Origin of the sequence: Bradyrhizobium sp. 87 (assembly GCF_023073015.1) — a bacterium.
GTDB lineage: Bacteria > Pseudomonadota > Alphaproteobacteria > Rhizobiales > Xanthobacteraceae > Bradyrhizobium > Bradyrhizobium canariense_D.
On sequence record NZ_JADPIQ010000121.1, the window covers coordinates 65,587 to 79,050 of the forward strand.

A 13,464-nucleotide genomic window follows, 5' to 3' on the forward strand; every position below is an offset into this window, starting at 1 on the left:
CGTCCCCTTTATTACGATGCCGCCTTCAGCTTCGGCGCGGCGCCGGGCTTGGGCCGGCCGATCTTCGCCAGGGCTTCGGCACGTACGAGCTTCAGCCCCTCCTTGGCGTCGTAGCCGTGGATTTCCTTCACATCGAGCTTGCGCATGAAGTCGATGGTTTCCTGGGTGATGACCTGCCCCGGCACCATGATCGGGAAGCCCGGCGGATACGGGATCACGAAACTGGCAGAGACGAGGTCGGGACCGGCCTTGAGGCGACGGTCGATCTCGGAATCGCCGAGCCGGATATATTCGCATCCCGCTGCGTCATAGGCCGAGTAGAAGCCGCTGCGGATGTCGCCCTCATTGGTCTTGGTACCGGCATCGCCACGGAAACTGTCGTGGAACTGCGAGAAGTTCGGCAGGTCGGGCACATCGGTCATCAGGCTCTTGACCCGCGCCTCGAAGGTCTTCTTCGCATTGGCGCCACCCTGAACCAGTCCACGATCGACCTCGCCCGCAATCTCGGCCAGCACCCTCACCAGATGCGCAACATCGCTGCGGGTGTTGTTGATGTTGGACTGGAACAGCACCGAATTGCGCGAGGTCTTGTTGATCTGGATGTTGTACTCGTTTGCCAGGATTCCCTTGAACTGCGTACCGTCGTATCCGGCGGTGCCGCACACCAACGTCATGCGGGTCGGATCGAGGCAGAACTCGTCGTCGTCGAGGCTCTTCAGGACACTCGCCCAGTTTGTGCCGGTGGCCAGATAGTCGGTAAACCCGCTCTGGCGGTATTGCGCCGGCACCATCGCGTCCGCACCGAGAATCCGGAAGTATTTGGAGATCAGCGGATTGTTGTTGACCGCCCGACGGATCGCGAACGCGATTTCGATCGCGTTCGCCACCAGACCGTAGCCCTCGAGCTCCATCTGACGCCGCGAGACATCGAGGCTCGCGATGAGTTGCTGGTTCGGGCTGGTCGACGCGTGCGTGAATACCGCCTCCTTGAACTGCTGCTCGACGGTGTGGAATTCGACGTCCTTGACCGACAGCATCGAACCCTGCCGGATCGCCGACATCGACTTGTGGGTCGAGTTGGTCTGGTAGACGCGCAAGCGGATCTGGCGCGGGTCCGGGATCAGGCGAGTCTTCAGAAGCACCTCATCCGAGGGGGTCTTGCCGAGGTCGGCCTGCTGCTTCTCGTAAGCCGCGACCGATTTCGGGTCGTGCATCCAGGCCTCGATCTCGTTGGCGGCGCCCATCGCGGTCCGCCGCCGCAGGAACGGGGAGAAACGTGCAAAGCCGAACCAGGCTTCGTCCCACAGGAAGATCAGATCGGGCTTGATCGCGAGGCATTCCTCCATCACCCGCCGGGTGTTGTAGATGTGGCCGTCGAAGGTGCAGTTGGTCAGGTCGAGCATCTTGACGCGGTCCAGGCGGCCGTCGGCCCTCGCATTCAGTAGCGCCTGCTTGATGGTCTTCAGCGGCACCGCGCCGTACATCGAATACTCGGTCATCGGGAACGCTTCGACATAGATCGGCTGGGCGCCGGCCAGAACCATGCCGTAGTGATGCGACTTGTGGCAGTTGCGATCCACGATCGCGATGTCGCCTGGCCCGAGCAGCGCCTGCACCGCCATCTTGTTGGAGGCCGAGGTGCCGTTGGTCACGAAGAACACGCGATCCGCGCCGAGCGCGCGTGCCGCCTTGTCCTGCGCTTTCTTGATGGTGCCGGTCGGCTCCAGCAGGCTGTCGAGACCGCCGGTGGTCGCGCTGCTCTCCGCCAGGAACAGATTCAAGCCATAGAACTCGCCCATATCGCGGATCCAGTCCGACCTGAAGACAGATTTGCCGCGAGCGATCGGCAGCGCATGGAACGTTCCGATCGGGCGTTGTGCGTATTTCTTCAGGTTGTCGAAGAATGGCGTATCGAATCGATCCTGGATCCCTTCGAGGATGGAGAGATGGAGCTCGAGGAGCTCCTCGATGGAGTAGAATATCCGCCGAACCACATTGGCCTCGGGGTTCCCCGCCATTTCCTCGACGTCGCGATTCGACATCAGATAGATGTCGAGCTCGGGACGTAACCGCTTGATGACGTGGGCTAGCCGGAGCGCGGACGCGTCCGACTCGTGATTGATCCCCGCGGCGGCGGTCATGGTGCGCAATACCGGCGCGTCGTGACGCGAGCGCAGACCGAACCCCTCGTTGATGACGACGGCGGCGATATTGGGGTTGAGCATCGTCGCGCAGAAGGCGTCTTCCAGACTTCCGACGATCACCGGCTCATAGACGAACGAATCGACCGGACGGCGCAACTTGCGCCATTCGGCAGCGAGAGCTGGCCACTTCTCGGAGGAGACCCCGGTGACGACCAGCGTTTCGAAATAGGGTCGCCGAGCTGCATGCGATCCGAAAGTTGACGGCACAAGCTCGGGCGCATCACCGTCGCCGTCGTCCTTGGCATCCCAGTCGCCGGCAAGCTGGCGGAAGGATCTCGTCATCAATGCCTGCGTGATGCGCGTCGCGAGAGCAAGTGAACCCGCCGCATCCCCGGCCGAGGCGGCTTCCCGCAAAGCCGCCATCAACTGCAGCCCCGGATAGCCGTGAAACTCCTCTATCACGGAGAGATCGGCCAGGGCCGCGTCAAACATCGCACGGTCGCCGCCGCGCGCCCACCTTGGCTGCTTCGACCAGATCGCGCCAGTCGTCTGCCCGTCCGCCGGGCCCGGAAATGAACTGATCGATGCGCTTCTCTGCAGGCTTGGCGTCCTTGGACATGTCTCTCTCCGGATCTTTGCGAGGTCGCAGCCGGATCGTGATGCCCGCTCACCTCAGTTTATTGATCCAAGTCAACGGACGCGCATCTTGAAGAGACGCGAAGCACCTCGCGATGCAATATCGTCCGAGGTGGTTGCCCGATTCCGATTGCAGGCGAGAGAGATCGGATCAGAGCCGGGTGGCCAACACGCCGGCCGGATCCTCCGATCTGGGATCAGACGATTGCTTGCTTTCACCGAGCACGCTGTCGACCGAGCGAAGCCAGGTCGCACTGTCGGTCTTTTCCGCCAATCCCTCGGCCCGCAGCAGATCGCGCAATTGTGCATGTGCACCGACGATGCAGAAGGCGATATGGACCGAGGCGAGCTTGTCGTGAAGGTCGCGCAACATGCGCGCCCCAGCCAAATCAATGTAGGGCGAAGCGGAGAGATCGCAGACAACCAGCCTGATATCGGACGACTTCAGCAAGGCATCCGACACTGTCTCCAGGATTGTTTCGGCATTGATGTAAAGCAGCGAGGCTTCCGGTCGAAAGGCGATGATACCGACCAATGGCTCGACGCCTTCGTGCCTCGCACCATCGGAGTAGCGGCCGGTGCCCGGGAGCCGGCCGAGGAAGGCGACATTCGGACGTGAGGCTCGCGCCAGGAGCAGGACAATCGAGGCAATCGCCGCCAGCAGAACGCCTTGCAATATCCCCAGGAGCAGCACGGATACCAGCGCAATTGCCGCAGCGTAAAAGTCTATGCGGCTGACCTGCCACATCCGCAACAGCGCGCGGATGTCCACCAGCCTGTACACGGCAGCAAAGACAATCGCCGCCAGCACCGTCTTGGGTAGATTCGTCAGGGCTCCCGTGAAGAACAGCAGGCACAGCGCCAGTGTCGTCGAACAGATGACCAGCGCCAGCGGCGTGCGCGCTCCGGCATTATCGTTGACCGCAGATTGCGACAGCCCGCCGGCCACGGGATAGCCGTGGCCGAAGGCGGTGATGAGGTTGGCCGCGCCCAGCCCCAAAAACTCCTGGCGGACATCGAGGGCATAGCCATGCTTGGCAGCAAAGCTGCGCGCGGCGGAGACGCCTTCTATGTAGGCCAGCAGCACGCATCCCGCAGCCAGCGGGAAGAGCTCGTCGGGCTCCAACAATCCAAAACTCGGCAACCCGATAGCTGGCAATCCCTCTGGAATTTTCCCGGTGACTGGTACGCCAAGCGACGGAAGCCCAAGCAACGTCGCTACGACAATCGACAGCGCCACGATCGTGAGTCCGACCGGCCTTCCCGGCAGCCGCCGTTCTCCCACCAGCAGCAACAAGAGCGCAATGGATCCAATCGCCAGAACCAGCCAATTGGTGCCGCCGAGCTGACCCGCGAGCTTGATGGCGCGATCGAAAAAATTGTGACCGCCTCCGGCAACGCCGAACAGGCTCGGCAACTGGCTCATCATGATGGTAAGTCCCGCGCCGGCCTTGAAGCCGACCAGGATACTGTCGCTCACCAGGCGGACGAGAACGCTGAGCTTGAACAACCATGCGATCAGGCACAGCAACGCCACCGCGCAGGCGGCCAGGCTCGCGATCTGGGCGTATTTCGCCGCGTCTCCGCCGGCCAGCGCCCCGACGGTGGCCGCAATCATCAGAGAGATCGCAGAGGTCGGACCCACCGCAAGCTGGCGCGACGACCCGAGCAGCGCATAGCCGATGCCACCAAGCATGTAGCCGTAGATGCCGATCTGAGGCGGCAGGCCCGCCAGCGTCGCATAGGCAAGTGACACAGGGAGGGCGTACGCCGCGAGGGTGATTCCGGCGATCACGTCCGAACGGAGCCAAGCGCGGTGATAGTGCGCCAACCAGGTTGCAGGCGGAAACAAGAAGATCCAGCGCCATTTCCGCCCGGAAGACATCAGAGCCTGCCCTCGTCGCTAGAGACTTCGCAGAGCAAAAGCACGACCAGAAGCGCGATCACGGGGAGACCGAGCGCGAGATTCGGGATTTGCTTTGTCGCGAAGGCGCCCACAGCCGCTCCGAGACCGAAGGTTACACATAAGGTGGCGAAAATGCCGGGGGGACGGAGCGTCCCATCCCCGGAGGCCGCAGCGAACAGGCCTTCAATCGCCTGCCGCATGTTGCCCGTGATCATGACGGAGCTGTAGAGCACGCCCTCGACCTTCGTGAAGACGGCGCTCTGCACGGCGGCGACGAAGGAAATGCCAAGCGTTCCCGCAAGATCCGGCAGGCGATTGTGCAGGATGGCGATAGTAACCAGCAGCAAGATTTCGATCAGCGTACCGATCGCGCTGGCGCGCGCTCCGGTTGCCCGTCGCAGCCATGCAGCGACCAGGATACCGGCGGCGAATGCAAGGATCGGCGGAACAAAATGCAGCGCCTTCGTCCAATTTCCGATCGAGCCATAAACCCACAACAGCACAAGGTTTGCGGTCTGGGCATTGGCCATCACGCCGTGGATGATCCACGTATAGGCGTCGATATAGCCTCCGGCGAAGGCAAGCAGCAGCGCAATCGGCACCGTTTCGTCGCGGCGTATCGACGAAGCAGCGGCAGTATCCATCGTGCTCATGTCCGAAGATCGGCTTTGACTCTTGAGGCTCCACAAGGAGCAAGCTTGCCGCCGACCAGGATTGATCTGGATCAACTGTCGCCAGCTTTCGGCAACGAGATTGGCCCGTAACTACTGGAGGCAATGCGCCATGATTACCGTCAGGTGGATCATCTCTGCCGCGCCGGAAATCTTCCTGCTGCTGTCGGTCGCGCTCGGCACCATCCTTGGCGGCGTCCGTATTTTTGGATTTTCGATCGGCACCACCGCATGCACGCTCATCGTGGCGGTCCTGATCGGGCAGCTCGGCACCTTCACATTTCCAGCGCTACTGAGAGTCATCCTCTTCAGCCTGCTCGTATTCACGATCGGGTACCGGACGGGGCCAGAGTTCTTTGCTTCTCTGAGCATCCGGACCTTGGCGCAGGTCGCCCTCGCGCTCGTGCTTGGCGGCACCGGGCTCGTCATCGTTCTCATATTTGCCAAGGCATTCGCACTCGGTCCCGGCACCGCTTCGGGGCTCGCTGCGGGAGCCCTGACGCAATCTTCGGTGATCGGCACCGCATCCGGCGCGCTGGCCCAACTCGGGCTCGCCAAGGACGTGCTGGAGCAGCAGGAGGCGAATATCGCCGCCGGATACGCGGTGACGTACGTCCTTGGTTACATCCTCACGCTTCTGTTCGTACCCTTCGTCGCGCCGAAATTGATGCGGATCGATTTGAAGGCGGAGGCTGCGAAGCTGGAAGCGGAGCTGTCGGGAGGAAACCCGCCGCAGACCGAAAATCTGCATTATCGGAAATTCCAAGCGCGCGCGTACCGGGTGTCGGCAGCGGCGGGACGCACGGTCGGCGCGCTCGAAGACGAGATCGGCAGCCGCAGCGTAATCGAGCGGATCGTGCGCGGGGGAGCTGACGTCGAGCCGCATCGCGACACGGTTCTTGAAGCGGCCGACGACATCGTCATCGCGGGTCGCACGGCGGCCATTGTCGCCGCAAAGCCGATTGTTGGCACCGAAATCGACGCCGACGAGATCCTGAAGGCTCTTCCAGGCAATGTGGTCGACGTCCTCGTCGACAATCGCAAGCTCCACGGCCGCTCCGTCAAGGACGTGGCCGACCGCGTCGGCGACGCCGCGCGCGGCGTGTTCCTGCGCACCTTGACGCGGATGGGACGCGAAGTCCCCTTGAGCGCGGACACCCGCGTCTATGTCGGTGACGTCATGACGCTTGTCGGCAGCACCCGCAACATCGAGCGCGCCGCCTGGCAGGTTGGACAGATCCTGAGCTCCGAAGATCGTACCGACATCGCATTCCTTGCCGCAGGCATTGCCATAGGTCTGCTTGCCGGTCTCGTGAGCGTCAAGATCGGGTCTGTGCCCCTGACGTTGGGAGGTGGCGGCGGCGCCCTGATTGCAGGGCTTTTCTGCGGCTGGCTGCGCTCTCGGCGGCCGACGATGGGTGCAATGCCCCCCGCAGCGCAGCAGACGCTGAGCGATCTCGGCCTTGGTGGCTTCATCGCTGCGATCGGGCTCGGGAACGGCCACGCGGCCTGGGTCGCAATCCAGTCGCATGGCATGTTGCTGGTCGGCATGGGCCTGGTCGTCACGCTGGTGCCGCTGATCGTGACGACCCTGTTTGCCCATCGCGTACTCCGCATGAACCCGGTCATCATTTGCGGAGCGCTGGCCGGCGCCATGACGGTCGACGCCGCCGTGACCGGCGCCTGCGAAGTAGCAGAAAGCCAAACCCCCGTGCTCGGGGTCGCCGTACCTTACGCTGTCGGCAATGTCGTCCTAACCGTGCTTGGACCGATCATCGTGGCCAGCACTTTCGCCGGTTGAAGGAGGCGCGCGTGAACCTGCGGCATGCTTCGACAGTGACCTACTTCGCCGCGGCATTGAGCATCCTGGCCTGCTTTCTAGCCCCGGGACGCGCCGACCACAATGTTCGTATCCAGGAAGAGGTCTGGGCCTTGCCACTGCCGCTACCTATGTTCGCCTATGTGGTTCGGCCCGTCAGCGAAGGACATTTCCTCATCGGCTCGCCCGACACGATTCCGATGTGGGCACCGCTCGTCGAACGATTCCTTGACGCGCAGAAATAGCCGCAGAGCTGCCGCCTGGAGGCAGAACATGATCGACGCAACTTCAGTGCTTTTGTCCGGGCGTGCGCTCGTCTGCGTGTCGATATTGTTCGCGGCGGCTGTTGCCCGACCAGCTTCAGCGCAGAATATAGCCGCGCCAAAGCCGACCCCAGAGGTAAAGTCCGCCGAAATCGCACCTCGCGGGCAGCGCGAAGCCGAGGAGATCACCTATGGCGGCTGGACGAAGCTTTGCGTACGGCCTGCAGGAACGCCGATGCTGTGCCGAACCTCGATCACGGGGCGGTTTGCTACGGGTCAGATGGCAATCCGCGTGGACCTCATCGAGCGTGACGGCGACCCCATTGCGCGCCTACAAGTGTTCGTTCCCGTCGGCATGTATCTGCAGAAGCCGGTCAAGCTGACGATCGACGGGGCCAACGTCCAGTCATTGCCTTACACCTGGTGCCTGAGCAATACCTGCATTGCCGCCGACGCAGCCGATCCCAAGTTCATCAACGACATGGATGCCGGCACGGCTCTCGTCCTTGAGGTCACCGACTCCAACCTTCTGTCTCTGACGACGTCATTGCCGCTGGCACAGTTCGGCCCGGCTCACAAAGGCGCGCCTGCACAGATCCTGGAGCAGGACATCGAGGAGTGAGCAGGTGAGAACAACTCAAGCGCTCTTGGCGCAGGCGCGTTCAACCGTTGCGATCAGCTCGCTGGCCGCGAAGGGCTTGCTCAAATAGGCCGCACAGCCGGAATCGATCGCGGCCGCCTGATTTGCCTGGCTGTCGTTGCCCGTGATGTAGACGACAGGCACCTTAGCGCCGTCACTTGCCAGCTTGCGCCGCAGGGCGATACCCGACTCGCCGTTCAGATTGACGTCCAGCACGAGGCAGCACGCGTCTTCGAGGTGGCCATGACTAAGCAATGCACCGGCGGACTCGAAAACAACCGCGGTAAAGCCGTGGTTCCGCAGCAACCGCTCCATGCTTCGCCGCATCGATGAATCGTCATCCACAACGTATATTGACCTGCGTGCAAACAATGGGTGAGCTTTCTCATCGAACACTCTGCACCCGCCTCACAACGACGAGGCGCCGCAAATGTTCCTGCGCAAATCCAATGGCCAACTAGGCAGTCGTTGCCAGAATCTGTCAACAATATTTCGTATTGTCCTATCGTACAGGTCTGATCGCGAGATTGACGTCACCTACCGCAAACAGTCCGACGGTTCACGCCGGCTGCGAGCTCAGAAGTCCGAGCCGCTCGGCGACGGAGACCAGCTCGGCCAAAGACGGCACCTGCATCTTTCCCATCACCTGGTGCCGATGGGCCTTTACGGTGCGCTCGGTGTTCCAAGCTCGTAAGCGATTTGCTTATTGATCTTCCCGCGCACGATGAGGTCGAAGACCTGTCGCTCGCGTCGCGTCAGAGACGTCAAACGAGCACGAAACGAATCCAGCTTGCCCTGTTGGCCGCGCACCACCTCTTGTCGAACCAGTGCGCGCTCGATCGCGCCGATCAACTGTTCCGAAGATACTGGTTTGGTCAGAAAGTCTTCCGCGCCGGCCTTGATCGCGCGAACAGTCGTTGCGGTATCAGCATGCCCTGTCAGGAATACGATCGGCAACGGCGAAGGTCGTTGGGCGAGGCACGCTTGCAACTCAGGGCCGCTCAGGCCCGGAATCTGCACGTCGAGCAGGATGCAGCCCGGATGTTCGGAGCCCGGGGGATCCTCGAGCAATTGTTGCGCCGACGCGTAGGTCACAACCTCATAGCCGGCAAGCTTGAGCCGACGCTGGATGGCGGTGCGAAACGATGGGTCGTCATCGACCACATAGACGAAGCCAGGCAATGTTTTCCTCCCGACCTGTTCTTGCAAGCAGAACACCCACCGCTCGCGCAAGCCTTAGAAGCAATTCAAGACACCTCGCACCCCGAGGTCAACATCAATGAAAGCAGCCCGCCCGCAGTGGCACGACTTCAGGCGGAATGCGCGACGTAAGCCTAGGCCGGGCAATCCGACAGATGTTCTGACAGGTTTCTCATCCAGCGCACCATCGCCGTCCCTGTACTTTGGTACAATGCACCTACAGACAATGGTTGCAAAGCCGGCTTTTGGCTTAAACAACCTTTGCGGGAAGGGTGATTTATCGGCGGCTCCGTATTCCCGGTGATGGAAATAAGCTGCTCGCGGCTATCGCGTCAGCACCAGTTCGGGAGTTGGCCATGCTGGTTCGCAACGCTGCCGACGCTTCCTCGCGGCACCATTCACTCCGCGAGCTTGGCCTGAATACCAGTTCAAATCCGATCATCAGTTTAAACGAATTTACCTATAAAAAAGGCATCGAAATCTACGGCGAGAAAGAGCCGGCCGAATACGTCTATCAGGTCAAATGAGGCGCCGTGCGAAGCTACAAGCTCCTGTCAGACGGGCGCCGCCAGATCGGCGCCTTCCACCTGGTTGGCGACATCTTCGGGCTCGAAAACGGCAGCGAGCATAGATTCACAACGGAAGCGATCGTCGACACGACCGTACGCCTGGTTAAACGGCAGAGCCTCGAACTCGTCGCAGAAGGCGATGCCATGGTTGCCCGGAACCTGCTCAGCATGACTGCCAACAACCTTCAGCATGCGGAAGATCACATGCTGCTGCTCGGCCGCAAGACCTCGCTGGAGCGGGTGGCGGCCTTCCTGCTCGAGATGGATACGCGGCTAACGGCCGCAGGAATTCTGGCCCTGCCAATGTCCCGGCGCGACATCGCGGACTACCTCGGATTGACCCTGGAGACCGTGTCCCGCGCCCTGTCCCGCCTTCACGACCTCGGCATCCTCGGCTTCATCGGCAGCACCCAGCGGCAGATCATGCTCCTGGACCGGCATCAGCTCGCAGCTCTTGATGATCTCCAGAATTGAAGCCGGGCGCCGCGATTGCCGAGAGATGTTCAAGGGTCTTGCGTAACACCTCGAACAGGACTGCGGTCGACCAGCCGAACATCAGAATGCCGTTCATGGCAGTCATCGGCCCCGTCAGCCGCCATCCCTGCACTGGCGTGACATCGCCGTAGCCCAGCGTGGTGTAGTTCACGAAGGTGAAATACAGCAACTCGCTCCCCTCGGGCGCGGCACCAACCAGAGCGTAAGCCAGCGCCCAGACAAGAACCTCGACCGTGTGTGCAACCATCAAAATGACAGCTATCGTGACCATCACCGCCATCATGTGAGATCGGGGCCGCATTGTATGCTTCAATCCCGCGCTGCGGGCGATGTCGATCGCTGCGACGGTCACCAGCGCATGAATCATGATGTTGATCACGCTGATGAAAGTGCCGAGCAGAAATTGGACGACCATCGCGAGCTCCCCGACTGGTGCGGTTTGATTGGTCAGCACTGCCATCCGGCCCGCGGTACGATGCGGGCGTTGATGCAGATCAACGTGCCGCGGGCGTGCACGCGCATTGCGCACACCCCGGCCACCAGGGAGCCCGATCATGACGCTCAGCTTGGCGCTCCCGGGCTACGGTTCATCAGCAGTGCCAGCGTGTGCCTGGCGATCATGATATCCTCGTCGGAGGGCACGACGTAGACCGGGATGCGGCTCGCTGGAGACGATATCAGCCGCGATTGCAGTGCGTTCTCTTTTGCATCGAGCTTGACACCGAGCCATGCGAGCTGCTCCGCCACGCGCGAACGGAGCAATGCGGAGTTGTCGCCGACCTCTGCCGTGAAGACGAACGCGTCAAGGCCCTGCAACGCAGCTGCGAGCATGCCCGCGTTGAGACCGATTCGATAAACGAAATGATCGATGGCGAACTTCGCGCTCGCGTCCTTACTTGCTTTGAGCTGACGCATATCACCGCGGACCGCGACTTTCGGATCGATTTGCCCCGCTCGCACCCCCATCGGCAATCCGTCGAGCGCGGTGAAGGCCATTGTGCTCTCTACGCTTAGTCCACCGCTGAGCGCGCACATCGATGCCTCGCTCCCGAGACGCGCGACTATCACCCGTCTCATCGCGATTTCCGGCGCAATCCTGGGCAAGGCCTTCGCAATATATTCGTAAGTGAGACCATGAGAGCCGTAGCGTCGTACGCCCTCGGCATAGAGCTGACGGGGAATGGCACAATCGTCGGCGACCGCGGCACGCGTTCGGTGAAATGCGGTGTCGAAGCAGGCGACCTGCGGGAGCGCCAGGAAATTTGCCAGGATCGAACGGATTGGCGCCAGATTATGCGGGAGGTCAAACGGCGCCAACGCGGTCAACCGCTCCAGGCACGCCAGGACTTCGTGATCGATGAGGACCGGCCGGTCATGCTCTGTACAACCGTGAATGACGCGGTGCCCGACTGCAATCGGATTTATATGAAGCTCGTCCCGCAACCAGGTGCTGGTGATGTCCATCGCAGCCGCAACATCCGGCACTGTTTCGACTGGATAAGCGCGATTGGCGAGCGGACCACCGCCAGCCTTGCTCGCCCGCAAGCGCGGACAGCGCCCGATGCCGTCCATTTGCCCCTTGAGCCGTTGCCGTAGCCTGCCGTCTCCTTCGACAGAGTAGATCTGGAATCGGAGATCAGAGGAGCCGGCATTGATGACAAGAATGGTGTCCATGGCACTCACACCGCAAATGTTGCAGCATGTCGACGCCCGGCATCGACGGTCAGAGCAACGTCAGCGGGTGAGCCAGGCATTTCCACCACCATCTCCGACCGGTCGTCGTATCTTCAGCCGAGAGCTTCCATCGAGCTCATGGAGGTCAACGCTCGATTGCCAGCTGTGCGGGCGCAGCCCGTTCGGCGCGGATCCAGGCGACTGTCAACTCCCAGACGACAGACAGAATGATCGGTCCGATGAAGAGGCCGATGATTCCATGGAAGAGAGTTCCGCCGATCACTCCGATCAGGATGACCAGCGCCGGCGTGGTCAGGCCGCGCCCCATGACGAGCGGTTTCAGGATATTGTCGAGCACCGACACGATCACGAGAAACACCGTCAGCAGGAGCGCGATCGGGAATTCCTTGTCGGTCCATATCCAGATGATGACCGGCAGGATGACGATGGTCCCGCCGATCTGCACGATCGACAGCAACAGCACCACGAAAGCAAGAAGGCCCGCGCTGGCGATGCCGGCGAGCTTGAAACCTATTCCCGCCAGCAAGGCTTGGATGATGGCAACGCCGATCACGCCTTGAGCCACCGCACGGATCGTGGCTCCTGCCAGGTCCAGAAAATGCTCGCTTTGGTCCGGCACGATGCGGGACAGAAAGCTGCGCCCTGCGGCCACGAGCTGAGGTCCATACGGAAACAGCACGCCGGCCACCGCCACCGACAGCAGAAACTTGACCGTTCCCACACCGGCATTGCCGGCAAACCCAAGCAAGGTGGTCGCGAATGGCTTCAAATAGGGCACGACCGCGCGCAAGAGCGACCGGAGGTTGGTCGTCGCCTGATCCCAGAGATCGAAGAGCTGAGGCCCGATGAGTGGCCACTCCTTGAGCGACTGCGGCGGCGAAGGCACATGCAATTCACCGGCCGTCACCTGGGCGGCAAGATCGGTGATCCCGTCGACCGCGCCCATGCCCAGCCAGGTCGCCGGTCCGATCACCACAGCCAGGTTGACGAGCGTGAGGATCGTCGCCGCAAGCTTCGGCCGTCCGCCGAGAATGTCGCTGAGGCGCCGAAAAGCCGGGTTCAGCGCAGCAGCAAGCACGACACTCCAGGCCAAAATGGGGATGAATGGACGGACCAGCAGGAGCGCCCAGACGAGCAGCAGCCCCAGCAATCCGAGTCGGATCAGAAGCTGGATGATCTCGTCTCCGGAGAATATCTGACGGAGTGTTTTCACGGACGCGCCTTCAGCCATGCCGCGCATGCTGAGGCGAACTAGCCCCTGCTCTCACGCCGCACGCTTGATCCAGATCAAGCGTCGAGCCTCTTCTAGGGCTGTGGTCCGGTCTAGCATTACAGTTGCTTTTTTGATTTGAAGTGGGCGCGTTGAGCGGCAGCCTGGTGAGCTCTGCGCCAGAAGGACCATGCGATGATGTGTGCGGGTTGAATC

The 13,464-nt window shown here is 61.6% G+C and carries 9 protein-coding genes and 3 pseudogenes; 4 read left to right on the top strand and 8 right to left on the bottom strand.

Annotated elements, in window-relative coordinates:
- Window positions 1-11 precede the first annotated feature (11 nt).
- The 3 genes and pseudogenes from IVB50_RS30340 to IVB50_RS30350 form a co-directional block, all read right to left on the bottom strand.
- Window positions 12-2,763: pseudogene (locus IVB50_RS30340) on the bottom strand (decarboxylase).
- Between the two features lie 168 nt (window positions 2,764-2,931).
- Window positions 2,932-4,665: a SulP family inorganic anion transporter gene (locus IVB50_RS30345; RefSeq protein WP_018458142.1), complete on the bottom strand. Its 1,734-nt coding sequence runs from the start codon at window positions 4,663-4,665 to the stop codon at window positions 2,932-2,934.
- Window positions 4,665-5,339 carry a YoaK family protein gene (locus IVB50_RS30350; RefSeq protein WP_018458141.1) on the bottom strand — a complete coding sequence of 225 codons (675 nt, stop codon included), beginning with the start codon at window positions 5,337-5,339 and terminating at the stop codon, window positions 4,665-4,667. Before IVB50_RS30350 ends, IVB50_RS30345 begins: the two co-directional genes overlap by 1 nt.
- A gap of 130 nt (window positions 5,340-5,469) precedes the next feature.
- On the opposite strand from IVB50_RS30350, the gene IVB50_RS30355 reads away from it, so the two are divergent.
- The 3 genes from IVB50_RS30355 to IVB50_RS30365 are packed head-to-tail and all read left to right on the top strand — an operon-like array spanning window position 5,470 to window position 8,061.
- Window positions 5,470-7,158: a transporter gene (locus tag IVB50_RS30355; protein ID WP_018458140.1), complete on the top strand. Its 1,689-nt coding sequence runs from the start codon at window positions 5,470-5,472 to the stop codon at window positions 7,156-7,158.
- An 11-nt stretch (window positions 7,159-7,169) separates the two neighbouring features.
- Window positions 7,170-7,421 (top strand): hypothetical protein, encoded by a 252-nt coding sequence (locus IVB50_RS30360; protein WP_157643051.1) that lies wholly within the window; start codon window positions 7,170-7,172, stop codon window positions 7,419-7,421.
- Window positions 7,422-7,449: 28 nt separating this feature from the next.
- On the top strand, window positions 7,450-8,061 hold the full coding sequence (locus IVB50_RS30365) for an invasion associated locus B family protein (RefSeq protein WP_026233509.1): 612 nt from the start codon (window positions 7,450-7,452) through the stop codon (window positions 8,059-8,061).
- A 15-nt stretch (window positions 8,062-8,076) separates the two neighbouring features.
- Here the strand turns inward: IVB50_RS30365 and IVB50_RS30370 are convergent, their stop codons facing one another.
- Together IVB50_RS30370 and IVB50_RS30375 are read right to left on the bottom strand one after the other, a co-directional pair.
- Window positions 8,077-8,475 carry a response regulator gene (locus IVB50_RS30370; RefSeq protein ID WP_311979557.1) on the bottom strand — a complete coding sequence of 133 codons (399 nt, stop codon included), beginning with the start codon at window positions 8,473-8,475 and terminating at the stop codon, window positions 8,077-8,079.
- Between the two features lie 163 nt (window positions 8,476-8,638).
- A pseudogene (locus tag IVB50_RS30375) lies at window positions 8,639-9,261 on the bottom strand (response regulator).
- A gap of 374 nt (window positions 9,262-9,635) precedes the next feature.
- Between IVB50_RS30375 and IVB50_RS30380 the strand changes: the two are divergent.
- Window positions 9,636-10,322 (top strand): annotated as a pseudogene (locus IVB50_RS30380) (helix-turn-helix domain-containing protein).
- Here the strand turns inward: IVB50_RS30380 and IVB50_RS30385 are convergent.
- The 3 genes from IVB50_RS30385 to IVB50_RS30395 form a co-directional block, all read right to left on the bottom strand.
- Complete coding sequence (locus IVB50_RS30385) at window positions 10,270-10,758, bottom strand: potassium channel family protein (protein ID WP_051113036.1); 489 nt, start codon at window positions 10,756-10,758, stop codon at window positions 10,270-10,272. The pseudogene IVB50_RS30380 and the gene IVB50_RS30385 overlap by 53 nt on opposite strands.
- Before the next feature lie 146 nt (window positions 10,759-10,904).
- Window positions 10,905-12,017, bottom strand: coding sequence for a hypothetical protein (locus IVB50_RS30390; RefSeq protein ID WP_018458131.1), 1,113 nt, complete (start codon window positions 12,015-12,017; stop codon window positions 10,905-10,907).
- A gap of 145 nt (window positions 12,018-12,162) precedes the next feature.
- Window positions 12,163-13,278 carry an AI-2E family transporter gene (locus tag IVB50_RS30395; protein WP_018458130.1) on the bottom strand — a complete coding sequence of 372 codons (1,116 nt, stop codon included), beginning with the start codon at window positions 13,276-13,278 and terminating at the stop codon, window positions 12,163-12,165.
- Between the last annotated feature and the right edge of the window lie 186 nt (window positions 13,279-13,464).

Excerpts from the sequence above, each read along its gene's own strand:
- IVB50_RS30385 (WP_051113036.1), bottom strand. The coding sequence starts at position 10,758 with ATGGTCGTCCAATTTCTGCTCGGCACTTTCATCAGCGTGATCAACATC.
- IVB50_RS30365 (WP_026233509.1), top strand. The coding sequence starts at position 7,450 with ATGATCGACGCAACTTCAGTGCTTTTGTCCGGGCGTGCGCTCGTCTGC.
- IVB50_RS30395 (WP_018458130.1), bottom strand. The coding sequence starts at position 13,278 with ATGCGCGGCATGGCTGAAGGCGCGTCCGTGAAAACACTCCGTCAGATA.
- IVB50_RS30355 (WP_018458140.1), top strand. The coding sequence starts at position 5,470 with ATGATTACCGTCAGGTGGATCATCTCTGCCGCGCCGGAAATCTTCCTG.
- IVB50_RS30390 (WP_018458131.1), bottom strand. The coding sequence starts at position 12,017 with ATGGACACCATTCTTGTCATCAATGCCGGCTCCTCTGATCTCCGATTC.
- IVB50_RS30350 (WP_018458141.1), bottom strand. The coding sequence starts at position 5,339 with ATGAGCACGATGGATACTGCCGCTGCTTCGTCGATACGCCGCGACGAA.
- IVB50_RS30345 (WP_018458142.1), bottom strand. The coding sequence starts at position 4,665 with ATGTCTTCCGGGCGGAAATGGCGCTGGATCTTCTTGTTTCCGCCTGCA.